Annotated in this window: 12 protein-coding genes; 8 read left to right on the top strand and 4 right to left on the bottom strand. The window is 59.3% G+C overall.

Annotated elements, in window-relative coordinates:
* Positions 1–13 precede the first annotated feature (13 nt).
* Together dnaN and dnaA are read right to left on the bottom strand one after the other, a co-directional pair.
* Positions 14–1,138: a DNA polymerase III subunit beta gene (dnaN, locus tag ACNQOP_RS06225; RefSeq protein ID WP_011772783.1), complete on the bottom strand. Its 1,125-nt coding sequence runs from the start codon at positions 1,136–1,138 to the stop codon at positions 14–16.
* 563 nt (positions 1,139–1,701) lie between these two features.
* Entirely contained in the window at positions 1,702–3,120 is a 1,419-nt protein-coding gene (dnaA, locus tag ACNQOP_RS06230) for a chromosomal replication initiator protein DnaA (protein ID WP_211710336.1), read from the bottom strand.
* A gap of 465 nt (positions 3,121–3,585) precedes the next feature.
* Here dnaA and rpmH point away from each other — a divergent pair, with 465 nt between their 5' ends.
* From rpmH to ACNQOP_RS06270, 8 genes are all read left to right on the top strand, one after another.
* On the top strand, positions 3,586–3,723 hold the full coding sequence (rpmH, locus tag ACNQOP_RS06235) for a 50S ribosomal protein L34 (RefSeq protein ID WP_011776797.1): 138 nt from the start codon (positions 3,586–3,588) through the stop codon (positions 3,721–3,723).
* Between the two features lie 41 nt (positions 3,724–3,764).
* On the top strand, positions 3,765–4,175 hold the full coding sequence (gene rnpA / locus ACNQOP_RS06240) for a ribonuclease P protein component (RefSeq protein WP_257369972.1): 411 nt from the start codon (positions 3,765–3,767) through the stop codon (positions 4,173–4,175).
* The gene (gene yidD / locus ACNQOP_RS06245) at positions 4,168–4,578 is read left to right on the top strand and encodes a membrane protein insertion efficiency factor YidD (protein WP_416403685.1); all 411 of its coding nucleotides are present in this window, start codon (positions 4,168–4,170) and stop codon (positions 4,576–4,578) included. The genes rnpA and yidD overlap by 8 nt, the downstream gene beginning before the upstream one ends.
* A 16-nt stretch (positions 4,579–4,594) precedes the next feature.
* Positions 4,595–5,575 carry a membrane protein insertase YidC gene (yidC, locus tag ACNQOP_RS06250; RefSeq protein ID WP_257369971.1) on the top strand — a complete coding sequence of 327 codons (981 nt, stop codon included), beginning with the start codon at positions 4,595–4,597 and terminating at the stop codon, positions 5,573–5,575.
* On the top strand, positions 5,575–6,126 hold the full coding sequence (locus ACNQOP_RS06255; RefSeq protein ID WP_211710332.1) for a protein jag: 552 nt from the start codon (positions 5,575–5,577) through the stop codon (positions 6,124–6,126). The genes yidC and ACNQOP_RS06255 overlap by 1 nt, the downstream gene beginning before the upstream one ends.
* A 6-nt stretch (positions 6,127–6,132) precedes the next feature.
* Positions 6,133–6,783 (top strand): 16S rRNA (guanine(527)-N(7))-methyltransferase RsmG, encoded by a 651-nt coding sequence (gene rsmG, locus ACNQOP_RS06260; RefSeq protein WP_257369970.1) that lies wholly within the window; start codon positions 6,133–6,135, stop codon positions 6,781–6,783.
* 87 nt (positions 6,784–6,870) lie between these two features.
* A complete protein-coding gene (locus ACNQOP_RS06265; RefSeq protein WP_257369969.1) occupies positions 6,871–7,923 on the top strand; it encodes a ParA family protein in 1,053 nt (350 codons plus the stop codon).
* A gap of 66 nt (positions 7,924–7,989) precedes the next feature.
* Positions 7,990–9,198: a ParB/RepB/Spo0J family partition protein gene (locus tag ACNQOP_RS06270; RefSeq protein WP_284987133.1), complete on the top strand. Its 1,209-nt coding sequence runs from the start codon at positions 7,990–7,992 to the stop codon at positions 9,196–9,198.
* Between the two features lie 5,307 nt (positions 9,199–14,505).
* On the opposite strand, the gene trxA is transcribed toward ACNQOP_RS06270, so the two are convergent.
* On the bottom strand, positions 14,506–14,832 hold the full coding sequence (gene trxA / locus ACNQOP_RS06275) for a thioredoxin (RefSeq protein WP_284987307.1): 327 nt from the start codon (positions 14,830–14,832) through the stop codon (positions 14,506–14,508).
* Between the two features lie 34 nt (positions 14,833–14,866).
* Positions 14,867–15,823, bottom strand: coding sequence for a thioredoxin-disulfide reductase (trxB, locus tag ACNQOP_RS06280; RefSeq protein WP_416403686.1), 957 nt, complete (start codon positions 15,821–15,823; stop codon positions 14,867–14,869).
* Positions 15,824–15,852 lie beyond the last annotated feature (29 nt).

Genomic DNA, 15,852 nt, shown 5'->3' on the forward strand with positions numbered 1-15,852 from the left:
TCCGTGGCGTCTGCTAGTTGGGCAGGCGGACCGGCATCACGAGGTACCGGTAGTCGTCCTGGTCTTCCCCATCGGCTTCCGCCTGGGCAGTAATCATGGCCGGCTTGGGAGCTGTGGTGAACGAGAAGCGAACGTACTTGGTTTCGATAACGCTGAGGCCCTCAACCAGGTAGTGCGGGTTGAACGCAACGGTGATGTCCTCGCCGGAAAGCTGGGCTTCGAGCTCTTCCGAAGCCTGCGCATCCTCGCCCGTACCGGCGTCGAGGTTCAGCAGACCTTGGGTGAAGGCGAGGCGGACCGGAGTGTTCCGTTCAGCAACGAGCGATACACGTCGTACGGCCTCGACGAGTTCCTGGGTCTGGACTGTCGCGTGGATAGGGGTGGAGTCCGGGAACAGGGAACGGATCTTGGGGTAGTCGCCGTCCACCAGGAGTGACGTGGTGGTACGTCCTCCACTTTCGAAGCCGATCAGGCGGCTGTCATCGTCCGCGAGGGCGAGGTTGATGTCGCCGCTGCCACCGAGGGTCTTGGCAACCTCGTTCAGGGTTTTGGACTTAACCAGTGCGCTGGTGGAAATTCCCGGAGTAACAGGCTTCCAGGGAACTTCGCGCATCGCGAGGCGGTAACGGTCTGTGGCTAGGAGCGTGATCAGATCGTCTTCGATCTCCATACGTACGCCGGTGAGGATCGGCAAGGTGTCGTCCTTGCTCGCAGCGATGATGACCTGCGAAACGGCTTGCGCAAAAGCGTCACCAGGCAAGGTGCCGCTGATTGCAGGCAAAGCCGGCAAGGCCGGGTATTCGGATTCGGGCATGGTGGCCAGGTGGAAGCTGCTTCGGCGGCAGGTCAGCGTGACTTTGCTGCCATCGGTTTCGACCTCGACTGGTGCGGAGGGAAGGCTTCGGCAAATGTCAGCCAACAAGCGCCCGGATACCAGGATGGTGCCCTCAACAGCGATGTCTGCCGGGATTTCCAGGCGCGCCGACGTCTCGTAATCGAAGCTCGACAGACTTACGGTTCCCGCCTCGGCCTTGAGGAGGAGACCGGAAAGCACCGGAACAGGCGGCCGCGGAGACAACGATCGCGCGGTCCACGTAACGGCTTCTGCCAGGACGTCGCGGTCGACTCTGAACTTCACGGAGGGGTGCCGCCTTTCATTGCTGCTGCCATGTAGTAGCTGCGGATTCCTGCTTGGAAGCCGCTAAATCTCCGCACTCCCGCACCGGAACCTGCATGGTCCGCACTGAGCGAACTACAAACAGACCCGAGGATGGGAGCGCTGCTGACAGCTTAGCCGGAAGATCCGCGATTAACCCATCCCCGATCGGCCGGACCCCTCGTATGTGGACAGCCGCAGGCTGGCCTCGGCCTGGCCGTTGGCCGGGCTCGGAGTGTGGCAGAACGAGATTGTTATTTGAGGGATTTCAATTTTTTGGGATTCGTAGTGTTAATAACTGCTGTGGAAACTGTGGATAACCCCATCTCGCCGCGCAGTTCCGCGGTTAAGCCCTGTTCACGGAGTGTGCGTTAACTGGGTTTTAAACAGGGTGTGGATGGGGACAACTCCCAGGACCGTTTTTAACGATCCACAGGCGGCTTAAGGGTTTTAAGCCCATTAAGCACGCTTGTCCCCTTAAGTATCCACAGGCTTATCCACATGCACCTGTTAATAAGGTATGTAGTGGCGGTCGCGATGTGGATTCAGGAGTCGCGCTGCTGCTGCTTGATGCGGTTGGTCAGTTCGGTGACCTGGTTGTAAATCACACGACGCTCAGCCATCAGTTCACGGATCTTGCGGTCCGCGTGAATCACTGTGGTGTGGTCGCGGCCGCCCAGCTCCTGGCCGATCTTGGGCAGGGACATGTCAGTCAGCTCCCGGCAGAGGTACATGGCGATCTGCCGGGCTGTCACCAGTGTCCGTGTACGGGACTTGCTGCAAAGCTCTTCCATGCTGAGCTTGAAGTAGTCCGCCGTCTGGTCGAGGATTTGCTTCGCCGTGATTTCCTGGGCGCCGTCATCCGTAATGAGGTCTTTGAGGACCATCTCGGCGAGGGCAACGTCAACCGGCTGGCGGTTGAGGCTCGCAAACGCAGTGACGCGGATGAGGGCGCCTTCAAGTTCGCGGATGTTGCTGGAAATCTTCGACGCGATGTACTCCAGCGCGTCATCCGGCGCTGACAGGCCCTCGCTGAGTCCCTTTTTGCGGAGGATGGCGATCCGGGTCTCGAGCTCCGGTGGCTGGATGTCCGTCAGCAGGCCCCACTCGAAACGGCTTGTCATGCGGTCTTCGAATCCCGCAAGCATCTTGGGTGGCTGGTCGGAGGTGATAACCACCTGCTTGTTGGCGTTGTGCAGGGCGTTGAACGTGTGGAAGAACTCTTCCTGCGTCCGGTCCTTGCCCGCCAGGAACTGGATGTCATCGATCAAGAGCACGTCGACGTTGCGGTATGTGGTCTTGAAGCTGGTGCCCTCGTCGTCGCGGATGGAGTTGATGAAGTCATTGGTGAACTCTTCGGAGTTCACGTAGCGGACGCGAATACCACTGTAGAGACGGCGTGCATAGTGCCCGATGGCGTGCAACAGGTGGGTCTTGCCCAGTCCGGAGTCACCGTAGATGAAGAGCGGGTTGTATGCCTTGGCCGGCGCTTCCGCGACGGCAACCGCGGCCGCATGGGCGAAGCGGTTGGAGGAGCCGATCACGAACGTGTCGAAGATGTATTTCGGGTTCAGGCGGCCGAACTCGTGCGATGTGCTCGGCGGAGTCGGCTGGGGCTTCGGCTCTGCAAAGTCCGGTACTGCGGAAAGCTCGACGGCGGGTTCCGGCTCTGCATGGACCGGCACCAGATCGGTGTCTACGTCGATTGCACAGCGGATGTCATCCGAAAAGACGCTCCGCAGGGCATCGTCGAGGGCATCCTTGACCTGCGTTTGCAGGACTTCGCGGGTGAGCTCGTTGGGAACTGCCACCAGGAGGGTCGAACCTATGAGGCCTTGTGCCTGGGCCAGGATGACGAAACCACGCTGACGGGGAGTGACCCGATCGTCCTGTTCCAGGAGGGTCAGCACCCTGCGCCAGGAACTTCCGACAGTGTTGGCGTGGTTGGCTTCGTCTACTGTCATCAATCAGTTCCTAAATACTTGCTTGCCGGCGTTGCTGGCAGCCGAAGTGTCTCCGGCCTTGCTTGTTCCGGGTGATAATCCACAGAGTTATGCACAGCGGGTGGACAATGGGCTACTGAGCCACTCTAGGGGATGCAATCGCCAGAAGATAGCTGGGAAGTTGCCTGTGGATAATTACACCGTTGTGGTTCCGGAATACGGCTTGTGAGCCACTTCATCCACAGGCTGCAAGCAGGGTCTGGACACAGCTGTGGATACGTGTGCGGCAGGCTGCCGGTTTGACTGTGGGTCCCTTTTTGCCCTAACGTTGTGAAGTCCTTTGTGTCCGCTTTTGAGATCAGTTGTAACTCCGTACGTTCATCGTGCGGGAGGCAACGGCGGCGGCACATACAAAACTTAGCGTCGGCCAGTTCTTCCCCTTTTTTGATCGGGTGGGCGCACCTTTGATCCACTGGAGTAACTAACGTGAGCAAGCGGACTTTTCAGCCGAATAACCGCCGTCGGGCCAAGAAGCACGGCTTCCGCCTTCGTATGCGCACCCGTGCCGGCCGCGCCATCCTGGCTGCCCGTCGCGGCAAGGGCCGCGTCGAACTGTCGGCGTAAATAACTGACTTGTCGGTCAGGGTCTTTTTGCGGATTCGACGGTGCTAGCCACCCCTAACCGTCTGCGGACGTCTACCGACTTTTCAACAACTGTACGTTCCGGCGTCCGCAATGGACGCCGGAACTTAGTGTTATATACGGCCTCTATCGGGGCCGGGGAGCCGAGTCGAATCGGCTTCATTGTCTCCAAAGCCGTCGGGAACGCCGTGACCAGGAACCTCGTTAAGAGGAGACTGAGAGAAGCAGGCGCACTTTCCTTGCACACGCATGGAACTGGCCTGGCGGTGGTGGTCCGGGCTCTGCCCGCAGCTGCATCTGCCAGCTGGGAGCAGTTGCTCTCCGACTACAACGCCGCATTGGCAGTGACGACGAAGCGACTGGGTGGCTCCAATCCACGCAACGCTTCGCCGGACGGCAACGGCACCACTACGGAAGGGACACCGCGTGCATGACATAAGCACCGCCGTCGTTCCTTCCTCAAGTGTGCCCTCCAACAGGACCCTGCCCGCAGCGGTGGGTATCTTCCTGTGGGAGCTGCCGCGGAATATCCTCATCCTTTTGCTGAAGGCGTATCGCAAGGTCGTCTCGCCCCTGTACGGCCAGGTTTGCCGGTTCTTCCCCTCCTGCTCGGCTTATGCCTTGGAAGCAGTCACGGTGCACGGCGCTGTGAAGGGTAGCTGGCTCGCAGCCAAGAGGCTCGCCAAATGCCACCCGTGGAACGCCGGCGGAGTGGACCATGTCCCCGCTGGACATCGTCATTGGCCTGAAGGCCGGACGCCCACAATTGTTGTACTGAACAACCCGGACCAGTTCCTGGCTGCTCGGGCTGATGAAGAAGGCCGCACGGCGGCCTAACGAATAGGGATAACTAATGGATGACTTCTTTGGGACAATCATGTTCCCGTTCAAGTGGCTGGTGTCGATCATCATGGTCGGCTTCCACGAGGGACTGAGCTTCATTGGCCTGCCCGCCGCAAATGGCTGGACCTGGACTCTGTCCATCATTGGCCTCGTGCTGGTGATCCGTGCAGCCCTGATTCCTGTGTTCGTCAAGCAGATCAAGGCCCAGCGCGGCATGCAGCTCCTGCAGCCGGATCTGAAGAAGCTGCAGGCGAAGTACAAGGGCAAAACCGACCAGCTCTCACGCCAGGCCATGGCGCAGGAGCAGATGGCGATGTACAAGAAGCACGGGACCAACCCGTTCTCGGCATGTTTGCCGATGCTGATCCAGATGCCGTTCTTCTTCGCCCTGTTCCAGGTGCTTTCCGGTATCTCCAACGCGAAGAATGCCGGCAACGGTATTGGGGCCATGAGTGCCCAGCAAGTCGTGGAGTTCGATGAGTCGAGCATCTTCGGTGCCCCGTTGTCCTCCGCGCTGCTTCACGGTGGCGCGGGAAACGTCTCCGTCGTGGTCCTGAGCATCATCATGATCGTTGCCATGACGGCCTCGCAGTTCATCACCCAGAAGCAGATCATGGCCAAGAACATGTCCGAAGAGGCCATGGCCAGCCCGTTCATGCGTCAGCAGAAGATGATGCTGTACATCCTGCCCCTCGTGTTCGGCATCGGTGGCATTAACTTCCCGATTGGTGTCCTTATTTACTGGACCACCACGAACCTCTGGACCATGGGCCAGCAGTTCTTCGTCATCCGCCGCATGCCTACGCCGGGTTCACCCGCTGCAAAGGCGCTGGAGGAGCGCCGTGCTGCGAAGGGCCTCCCGCCGCTGTTGGGTGGAAAGAAGACTTCAGCCGCTGACGCCGCTGCCGAGGCCGAAGCTGCGGCGGTTGCAGCCGCCGAAGCCCGTGCCCAGCGCGTCCAGCCACAACGTAAGAACAGGAAGAAGAAGTAATGTCTGCCGAGAGCACCGAAGAAGTTACCAGCGCCGTAACTGAAGACCAGGACGACTCCCAGGAAGAAACCCAGTCCAAGACGGCCAGCCGCTTGGAAGAGGAAGGCGACATCGCTGCCGACTACCTCGAGGAGCTCCTGGACATCGCCGACATCGACGGCGACATCGACATTGAGGTACGCAACGGGCGCACCTATATCTCCATCGGTGCAGACGAGGAGTCCGCAGCCCTGGACAGCCTCGTAGGCCGCGACGGCGAGGTGCTCGAAGCATTGCAGGAGCTGGCACGCCTTTCGGTGCTGTCCGCTACCGAGAACCGGTCCCGCCTGGTGCTGGACATCAACGGATACCGCAAGGAGCGCGCAGGCGTACTCCAGCAGATTGCCGAGGATGCCGTGGCCAAGGTCAAGGCGGATGGCGGGACGGTCGCCCTGGAACCCATGAGCGCCTACGAACGCAAGATTGTCCACGACGTCGTCGCTGATCTCGGGCTGGTTTCAGAATCCGAGGGCGAAGGCGCCGGCCGCCACATCGTCGTCTCGGCTGACTAGAAGCTCATGGTTGATATCACCGCAGCTGAACAGGAAGCGGCAGAGAAGATCTTTGGGGAGCGCTTGGATCTTGCCAAGCGCTATGTTGAACACCTGGCTACATCCGGTACTGAACGAGGGTTGATCGGTCCCCGCGAGATCCCTCGCTTGTGGAGCCGTCACGTCCTGAACTGCGCGGTCATCGAATCGGCCATCGCCATGGACAGCCACGTTGCCGACGTAGGGTCCGGTGCGGGCCTTCCGGGCTTGTGCCTGGCAATCGCGCGGCCGGATCTTGAACTTACCTTGATTGAGCCCTTGGAACGCCGCGTCATTTGGCTTCAGGAGGTCGTGGATGACCTTGGGCTGGACAACGTCACCATCATGCGGACCCGGGCTGAACTGGCAGTGGGCCTGGTTGACGCCGACGTTGTAACGGCACGGGCAGTCTCGGCACTGACCAACCTTGCCGGGCTGACCATTCCGCTCTTGAATGGCCGTGGTGAAGTGGTGGCCATTAAGGGCCGAAGCGCAGGCGAAGAGATAGAGAAGGCCAAGAAAGTTATCCGCAAGCTCGGGGGCGTGGAAACGTCCGTTGTGGTTTGTGGACAGGAACTTTTGGAGGAACCCACCACCGTGGTGCGGATCATCGTCAACAAGCCGGGAAAGAGCGCGTAGCTACCGCCCTGTTTCCCGCGTGTCGGCGGCCGAGCGGTTAGGCTAGAGAACGGCAGCAAGCGCCAAATGAGAGTGAGAGTGTGACCAGTGGGTAGTAGTGAAACCTCCACGCAGCGGATCCCGCCGTTTATGTCTTTGGGTTCCGCGCGGGCAATGGCCACACCCTCTGCGTCCCTTCAATCCGCAATAGTGCGCCCTCATTCGGTTGAGAACGCCGTTTCACGTGAAACTGTCACAGATGGAGGGCGAAACGTCATGGATTCCATTGATGATTCCAGCCCCATTGCCCGCCAGTTGGCCAATGAAACGCGCCGGCGCGAGCGTCTTATTGGACGCGAACTGCCTAAGCCCGAAGGAACCCGTATCTTCACGGTATCCAATCAAAAGGGTGGCGTTGGCAAGACCACAACCACAGTCAACATCGCAGCTGCCTTGGCCTCGGCAGGACTCAATGTCCTGGTCATCGATATCGACCCCCAGGGCAACGCCTCTACGGCACTCGGCATTGAACACCATGCCGACGTCGACAGCATCTATGACGTCCTGATCAATGACCTGCCCCTCAAGGATGTCGTGGCCCCGTGCCCGGACATCCCCAACCTCATCTGCGCCCCCGCCACGATTCACCTGGCCGGGGCCGAGATTGAGCTGGTCTCTTTGGTGGCTCGCGAACAGCGTCTCCGCCGTGCCATCGATGTTTACGCCAAGGAACGGGAAAAGAACGGTGAAGGTCGCCTCGACTTCATCTTTATCGACTGCCCTCCAAGCCTCGGCCTGCTGACAGTCAATGCATTCTGTGCTGCCAGTGAAGTACTCATCCCGATCCAGTGCGAGTACTACGCACTTGAGGGCTTGAGCCAGTTGCTCAAGAACATCGAAATGATCCAGAAGCACCTGAACGCCGACCTCGTTGTGTCCACCATCCTGTTGACCATGTACGACGGACGCACCAACCTCGCCGCCCAGGTAGCTTCTGAGGTGAGACAGCACTTCCCCGATCAAGTACTCAGTGCCGTGGTACCCCGATCCGTCCGCATCTCCGAGGCTCCGAGTTATCAGCAGACAGTTATGACCTACGATCCTTCGTCGAGCGGCGCGTTGTCTTACATGGAAGCCGCCGCCGAAATCGCTGAACGCTAGAATTTTTGAAACACTGCAACAGCCTGAGCCGGACCGTGCTTGGCTATCCATCGGAGGGATGAATCAATGAGCGAAAAGCGAAGGGGCCTCGGCAGGGGTCTTGGGGCTCTCATTCCCAGCGCGCCTGGTGCTGCCCAGGGAAATGGTGCCGCAGCTTCCCGTCCAGTGGACCTGTTCTTTCCGGAGGCACGGAAAGCTGCAGAACCTGAGGCTGCCACCTCACACGCCGACGTACCCGTTGATGAGCCAAAAGCGTCCGGCGCCAGGTCTTCCGCCACAGCACGGACAAAGCCCGCCGCGAAGCCCGCTGCTAAGGCGACTTCGTCGTCAGCCAAGACTTCGCCCAGCAAGCCGGCTACGAAACGCGCAGCTGCCTCCGATGCCGTAGAGGTTGAAGAAGGCTCGACGGCGGACGCGCCTTCAGTTGCTGCCTCGTCAAGCGTTGAGCTGGTAGAGGTTCCCGGTGCGCGTTTCGCTGAAATTCCTGTTGGAGACATTCATCCAAACCGCAAGCAGCCTAGATCCGTCTTCGATGAGGACGACATGGCTGAGCTGGTGCACTCCGTCAAGGAAATAGGCGTCCTCCAGCCAATTGTCGTACGGACTTCAACCGAAAAGGGTGGAGAACCGTATGAACTGGTTATGGGTGAGCGTCGTTGGCGGGCTGTGCAGGCCGCTGGACTGGAGACTATTCCTGCAATCGTTCGTGACACCACGGATGACGACCTTCTCCGCGATGCGCTCCTCGAAAACCTGCACCGCAGCCAACTGAACCCGTTGGAAGAAGCGGCGGCCTACCAGCAACTCCTTGAAGACTTCGGTACCACCCATGAACAGTTGGCAGATCGCATTGGCCGGTCCCGTCCCCAGGTCTCCAACACTCTTCGTCTGCTGAAGCTGCCCCCGTTGGTCCAGCGACGTGTCGCTGCCAGTGTTCTTTCTGCCGGCCACGCACGCGCCCTGCTGTCCCTTCCTGATGCAGCAGCAATGGAGCGCCTGGCGCAGAAGATTGTCGCTGAAGGGATGTCGGTCCGTGCTACGGAAGAAGCCGTGGCACTGTATCAAGACCCCGCCGCGCCAGCGAAGAATTCCATTCCCAAGCCAAATGCTCGCCACGAACGCTTGGATTACCTGGCTTCGTCGCTCTCGGATCGTTTGGACACCAACGTGAAGATTACTTTGGGTGCTCGCAAGGGTCGGGTCAGTATTGAATTTGCGAGTGTTGAAGATTTGAACCGAATTATGGATGTTCTGGGACCTGGGTCTGAGGATTAGCACTGGGTCACCCAAGTGATGGGGCCTGCTCCTAGAGGAGGCCCCATTTTTGTTGCTTGGAATATGGAGCTGTTGCGTCTGTTGTGTGGGGTGCGCCTGGGCCTTGGCGGATCTGCGTTTCACGTGAAACAGTGGCCTGGGGAGCGCTACTCTCGCTGCGTCTGGGCCTCCGACTTAGCCATTCCCTCGGACGTGCGTTCGGGAACTCAATGTGGCCCACTACCGAGTCTGATTGGATGAGTCTGGTAGGTATTACAGCATTCTCTGTCCTCCCGCCGTGGCCCGGCTTATCGACGCGGGAGGCCGGTGGGCCACTTTTCGATATTTTCATCTCTCTTTGGTCTCCGTTTTACTCGCTGATCGTTCGTACTCTTGATCTCAAACTACTCGCACCCTGCGTGGCCAGTATGTCCCCGGCGCTGGATAGTGGGTGGGAATGCCAAATATCCGAGTTGTTTCACGTGAAACGGCCCTCTACCAATTTGATTCTGCGTAAAGGGCCCGTTCGATATGCAGAAGCCCTTATATGGACCCACCATTCCAGTATCGGTTCCCTAGGACCTCGCTGCATTCCTTTTGGTGGCCATACGTTCTGCCGGGGCCGCTCGACATGTTTCACGTGAAACGCTGGCACTAGTCGACTATTTCGTGTTCGTTTAGGTCGTGTTTGTCCGAGTCGGCCCCGCTGCTGATAGGTCTTCAAGGAGAATCGGCCAGTCTCCAAGCCCGTTAAGGCTGCAGCGAATACGGTGCTCCAACGCCAGGTGAGCAGTCTTCGGCAATGTCCCCTAGGAGGGGTCGATCTGGCACGCAAGCCTTAGTGGGGCGAGCCGCTGCCTCTGTTCGCACCAGCTTCTCTTGTAAGGGTCACCAACACCACTGCATGTAGGGGCTTCCCGCTTATAAGATCCGTGGGGGCGGACAGCACTGAGACCAAATGTGAGGGGCGCTCCGAAGGGACCATAGATGGGCAGAAGTGCACGGCCGGGAAGGCCGGGCATGATGTCCAAGAGTCGTCCAAGGGGCACCAGAGTCGCCGGGGGCTGCGTAGATGGAAGCAACGTAGGCGACTCCGCGACGTGGCACTAAGGCATCAATCAAAGGCATTTCCGGTCTCGGCAGGTGAAAAAGATAGTTAGCTATTGAATCCCCACGTATCGGTGAAGTTCGAAGCTGAAAGCGGCTCGGTAGGACTGGCGCCGACGTAAAAGGCCCTAAGTTCGGGCGCTAGTCAGTGCAACGACTGTGGACTGCGTATGTGCCCGCATGAGGGGCACGCGGCGCCGCGGCGCCGTTCGTGGTCCGGGCGACTCAACGATTGAGCAACCGACTCTTCGGCCTTCGGATCAGAGTCGAGGGTGGGGATCTAAAGGGACTGAGGCGCCGTGGAGCCTATCGTGGTGCCCGTACCTGACAGATCTTGTTCGCCTCTCCAGCAGACCTCATGACTGCCTGCCTATGAATGTGATACATCGCGGTTGGCCGCGTGTGCGTTTGATCTGATGCTGGGGACGATGGCCTGCGAAGTGCAGCTTCTTGGTCCTGCGGGGCGTCGAGTGGCAATGACTCCCGTAGTGGGACCCTGAACGTGCCTGGTTACCCAGGGATGAGACCAAAATTCACCGTACCTCGGGCCGGACAGATCTGTCTGGCGAGGCCATTGCTCGTAGATTTCAAGCAACTAGCTGACGCTCCCCTGCCCTAGCCCACCGACCGATTGATCCGATGTTGGGTTCCGTTCCAGTCAGCATTCTTCGAAACCGCACTGCCACCGTCAGGGGACCCTGAACCCACGGCCAGAGGAGATGGCGTGCCCTAGAAGCTCAGTGCCGCAATCAAGTGCCCGGACCATGCTGGTCGACCGTCGCGTTTCACGTGAAACGGTGGCTATGAGTGGTCGAAGTCTACGGCGAAAGAAAGTCAAACCGGGGAATACAGCTTGTGGAAAAGCCGGTGGATATCGCTGTGGATAACCATGGGGATAACTTACTCATTCAAGTGCAGCACTAGCAGCCCAGGAGCCTGGGCTCCGGGCGTTGACGCTAAACTCGCAGTGCGCTTAGACCCGTACACTCGCCAGGACCGCGAAGTGCCCTTTTGCTGGACCAGATGTTTCCCTACAGCGGTTCAAAATGTCCCAATTCCTATTGAATCTGCGGAATTTTGACTGAGGCTCAGCCCCGCGAAGGCGGTAGCGGAGGGTCGTCTGCTTCTCCTGGTACGAGGCGCTTTCCGCCAACGTCCAGCATGCGTCTCCCGGCATTCTGTGGGCAATCTCATGGGCGGTGGAAAAGCCTGTGGATAACCTTGTGAACAACTTCACCCTCGGCGCAAACCTGCGGGGCCCCTGGCGCAGCTCCATAGCTTTTGAGAGAGCATAAGGCGAACGGACGTTCCGTTTCGAAGGCCCCGGCGCCTGGCTGCCTGAGAGACACTGCGCGCGGCAAGGCGCTCACATGAGACCGGATGTTAGTTCTCGCAATTGGTGCAAACGTTCCAGGTGCATCAATTCTCCACCTTCGAGGACGGATCCTTTGGGCCAAGATCGGGCCTATTGATCGGATGTCTTGAGGGGCACAGAATTTGCCTTGAGTTCCTGCTCCAGGCCCCGGTGGCGGGCAGCGTATTTGGCTTCTGGCCGGTAGCACTGAAATCAGTCAGTAGCGAGGCAAGTGAACCGCTAGCCGGTTTGCGTGGACCTGATAGGGCGTTGCCCGTCGGTATGCGTTAGGGCGCAGCGCAGGTCCTGCAGGGCTCACGGCATGACTTTGCGGCAAGCCCCTATATGGAGAGGGACCTCCTAAGCGGCCACGGTGTGAAGACAGATGCTCTAGAGTGGTGGTGCTCGGCGGAAGGTCTTACGCGGCCCGACGAAAGGAACCTTGCTCGGGGCCTAGCTCGGTAGCGGAGCAGCTGCCGGCTCTTCCTAGGCTGCACGGGCCATGCGCACTTGGGCTGTTCCGTTTCACGTGAAACAGTCACGTTATCGTCGCGCTCATCCCCTGACGGGAAGCCCCCTTGAGCGAAACAACGGGCATGTTCTGACACGAAGACCTACGTTGCTCGACTGTAACCGGACTGCCTGGCGGACGGATCACCAAGAACGACCCATCGTGACTTTTGTTCCTGGATGGCATGCAAAAGGGACCGACCTGCCGTCTAGGCTGGAAGGGTGTCCCGTGTGGTACCTGACCGGCCCCCCATGGCTGCTGTGCATACCTGCTGAGAGCTGGCGTGACTGCTTTTGGTAAGAAAGACGAATCGTGGAACGACACAATGTTGCTCTCCGAGCGCATGTTCGAAGGTGCTTAGTGGCTTCGAATTGGCGGTGATGCCAAAGAGTTGGTGGAGGATCGATGCGTCCGCTGCAATCCTTCCGGACCGTGCCGACCGGAGCAGATCCGCTGATCTAACTGTCTCCCCTATATCTATTGTTGTGGACCTTCCGCCGCTGAGTACGTAGCGCAGCTCTCCAGTCATGGGCACGGAGCCCGAAGCAAAGGGTCAAGGGCAAGAGGGCACACGACGCAGGGGTCTGCCTCCTGTGTCGGCGTTCCGACAGTGCCCAATTCCGACGGAGGCTTGCGAGCCAAGTGCACTGGGGCCGTGTATGCCACGCCGGTGGTCCAGAAGTTGGAACTGTGGCGCAAGGCTCGACATCGCATCAGAAACTGCGAGAGCCGGCTGTAGTGGAGTCGGGCTCGGCCGCGGGAGCCGACTATCAATGGAACGACGGAGAACTGTGGCTGCCGGCAAGGCCCGATGCTGCCGATGTTTCGGAAAGGGGCTCACCTGCGTACGGAACGACACAACAGCTCCCTTCCCCCAGAGCTCCTTGTAGGTGACATGCACGATGCGTACGTTTGGAAGCTGTCCTGTTGCGCAAATGAGCTTTCGATACACGCAGGAGTACGGGGAGATCACCGTAGCTGCTCTGCGGAAGGCCCCCTGAAGCTTCACCAAGGGTCTGTTTCACGTGAAACATGGATGTCTGACGGTGTTTTGTTCTTGGACGCCCGTCTGGAACGGAACTGCTGATGCTCTGCGATGATCTGTGAAGGGTGGGGAGGGCCAGGCAGCAGGTAAGTGCTGCGAGGCGTCAGCAACCATCCAGGGGTAGGTTCACGGGCCCTCACTGTCTTTATGGGCTTGCTTGAGGCCGGGGCACCCCCGCCCCCGCGTCTGCGGTAGGTGTCGCGTGTCGTAGGTGGAAGGTCCCTCGAGCGCTACGGTTACAGACGGAACGGACCACCAGATTCACGTTGTAAGGGAGGCGCATAAGTCGTCGGATTCTCCTCGCGGCATATGGCGAGTTCTATGTTTCGCAATGCCTAGGGAGCGCTGGAGGGGCACAAACGCCCTTGCCAGTAGGCCGAAGCCTAGCTACGGCACTCAATCCAGCAGAGTGGTCTTCGCCGTCAGTGTAGTTCGTTCGAAACTACGAGCGCCGAAGGATGGTTCGTACGTGCAGGAATCCGGCACTACTTCTTAGCTGACAAACGCAAGAAGCAATTTGGTGAGCTTGCTAGCGTGTTGATCACCCTCTTCAGGGGTTTCTCGGGCCGCGTCGGTGGCTGCCAAGCGAAACGAGTCGAAGCCCTGAAACAGAGTCTGGGAGCGCCGCCGGTTAGATCTGGTCCCGACGGGTTCCACCCCGAGTCCCGGATGGATGGATCGGTTTCACGTGAAACATCCCTCGTAGCCGATGACAACGGGTCGACGACGGCAAGATTGCCAGCCTCGAACAGTTCTACTTCCAGCACTCACGGCCATCCCCCCACACGACCTACAGAAACCCTTGGCTGCGCCCACATCTGGTGTGTCAAGCCGCAGTGAAGCGGAAGCAGAAATAGTTGCTTCGGGGTCCACAGTAGTCATCACCCATCCAGTGGCGGCATCGCATCCTATGAGCCGGGGTGTGGGTGAGGGTTGGCGGGTAGGGGCGGGGATGTGGGTGAGGGTTGGGTTGAAGGGGCGGGGATGTGGGTGAGGGTTGGGTTGAAGGGGCGGGGATGTGAGCGAGCGTCGGGCTGAAGGGGCGGGGATGTGGGTGAGGGTTGGGTTGAAGGGGCGGGGATGTGGGTGAGGGTTGGCGGGAAGGGGCCGGGACGTGAGCGAGGGCTGAGTTGCCCCTACCCCAGTGAGCGGGAAGCCGCATTACCGTTCTGGAGCGCACCGGACGTCGCTACACGCACATAAGCCACTAATGCATCCCTTCAAGGTTCATTTCAAGGAAATCAATAAAAAAGCCGGCGGTTCCCGCTCCGTGAGGAGCAGGAACCGCCGGCCTAGACCTTGGGCGGAAGGTTAGGACAGTACGTCCGAGAATTCCTTCTCGAAGAACTGCTTCGGCTTGGCGCCGATGACGGTGTTCTTCACTTCTCCCCCGCTGAACAGGTAGACGGCAGGGATGGAAGTGATGCCGTACTCAGCTGCGATGGCAGGGTTGTCGTCAACGTTAAGTTTCACGACCTCAACCTTGTCGCTGTACTCGACCGAGATCTCGTCGAGGATGGGGCCGAGCTTGCGGCAGGGGCCACACCACTCTGCCCAGAAGTCCACGATGACCGGCTTCTCGGAAGCCAGGACATCCGCGCTGAAGCTTGCGTCAGTAACGTCTTTTGCGTTGCTCATAACTTTTCCCTTCGTATGGTTGCTTGGATGCAGCTTAGGAGTTCAGGTCCGCGAGGTAGTGCTCTACGTCGAGGGCAGCTACACAGCCGGAGCCCGAAGCCGTGATGGCTTGGCGGTAGGTGGGGTCGATAACGTCGCCTGCGGCGAAGACACCCTTGATGTTCGTCTTGGAGCTGCGGCCCTCGACGGCGATGGTTCCTTCAGGGGTAAGTTCCACCTTGCCCTTGACAAGGTCCGTGCGGGGATCGTTGCCGATGGCCACGAACACACCGGTGACAGCGAGCTCGGACTCAGTGCCGTCCACCAGGTTCTTCAGCTTCAGGCCAGTGACCTTGTCCTCGCCGAGGACGTCTTCAACGGCCGTGTTCCAGACAAACTTGATCTTTTCGTGTGCCTGGGCTCGGTCGCCCATGATCTTCGATGCCTTCAGGGTGTCGCGGCGGTGGACGACCGTGACGGACTTGGCGAACTTGGTGAGGAAGAGTGCTTCTTCCATTGCGGAGTCGCCACCACCGATCACTGCTATGTCCTGATCCTTGAAGAAGAAACCGTCGCAGGTTGCACACCAGCTAACGCCGTGGCCCGAGAGCCTCTTCTCGTTAGGCAGACCGAGTTCGCGGTACGCCGATCCCGTGGACAGAATGATGGCCTTCGCCTGGAAGGTCTCCCCCGTACCAATGGTGACCGTCTTGATGTCGCCGTCGAGGTCCAGCTCGGTGACGTCCTCGAACTGGATCTCGGTGCCGAATCGGGCGGCCTGCTTTTCGAAGTTCTCCATCAGATCCGGACCCATGATGCCTTCCGGGAATCCGGGGTAGTTCTCCACGTCCGTGGTGTTCATCAATTCGCCACCAGCGGTGACAGAACCGGCAATGAGCAGAGGATTCATGTTGGCACGGGCGGTGTAAACAGCGGCTGTGTAGCCAGCGGGGCCTGAACCTACGATGATGACGTCGCGCACCTGCGATGCGCCGTTTTCTGCAATGCTCACGTGGCGTGAACCTCTTCCTTAGTCGATGC

Origin of the sequence: Arthrobacter sp. LFS091 (assembly GCF_047977885.1) — a bacterium.
GTDB lineage: Bacteria > Actinomycetota > Actinomycetes > Actinomycetales > Micrococcaceae > Arthrobacter.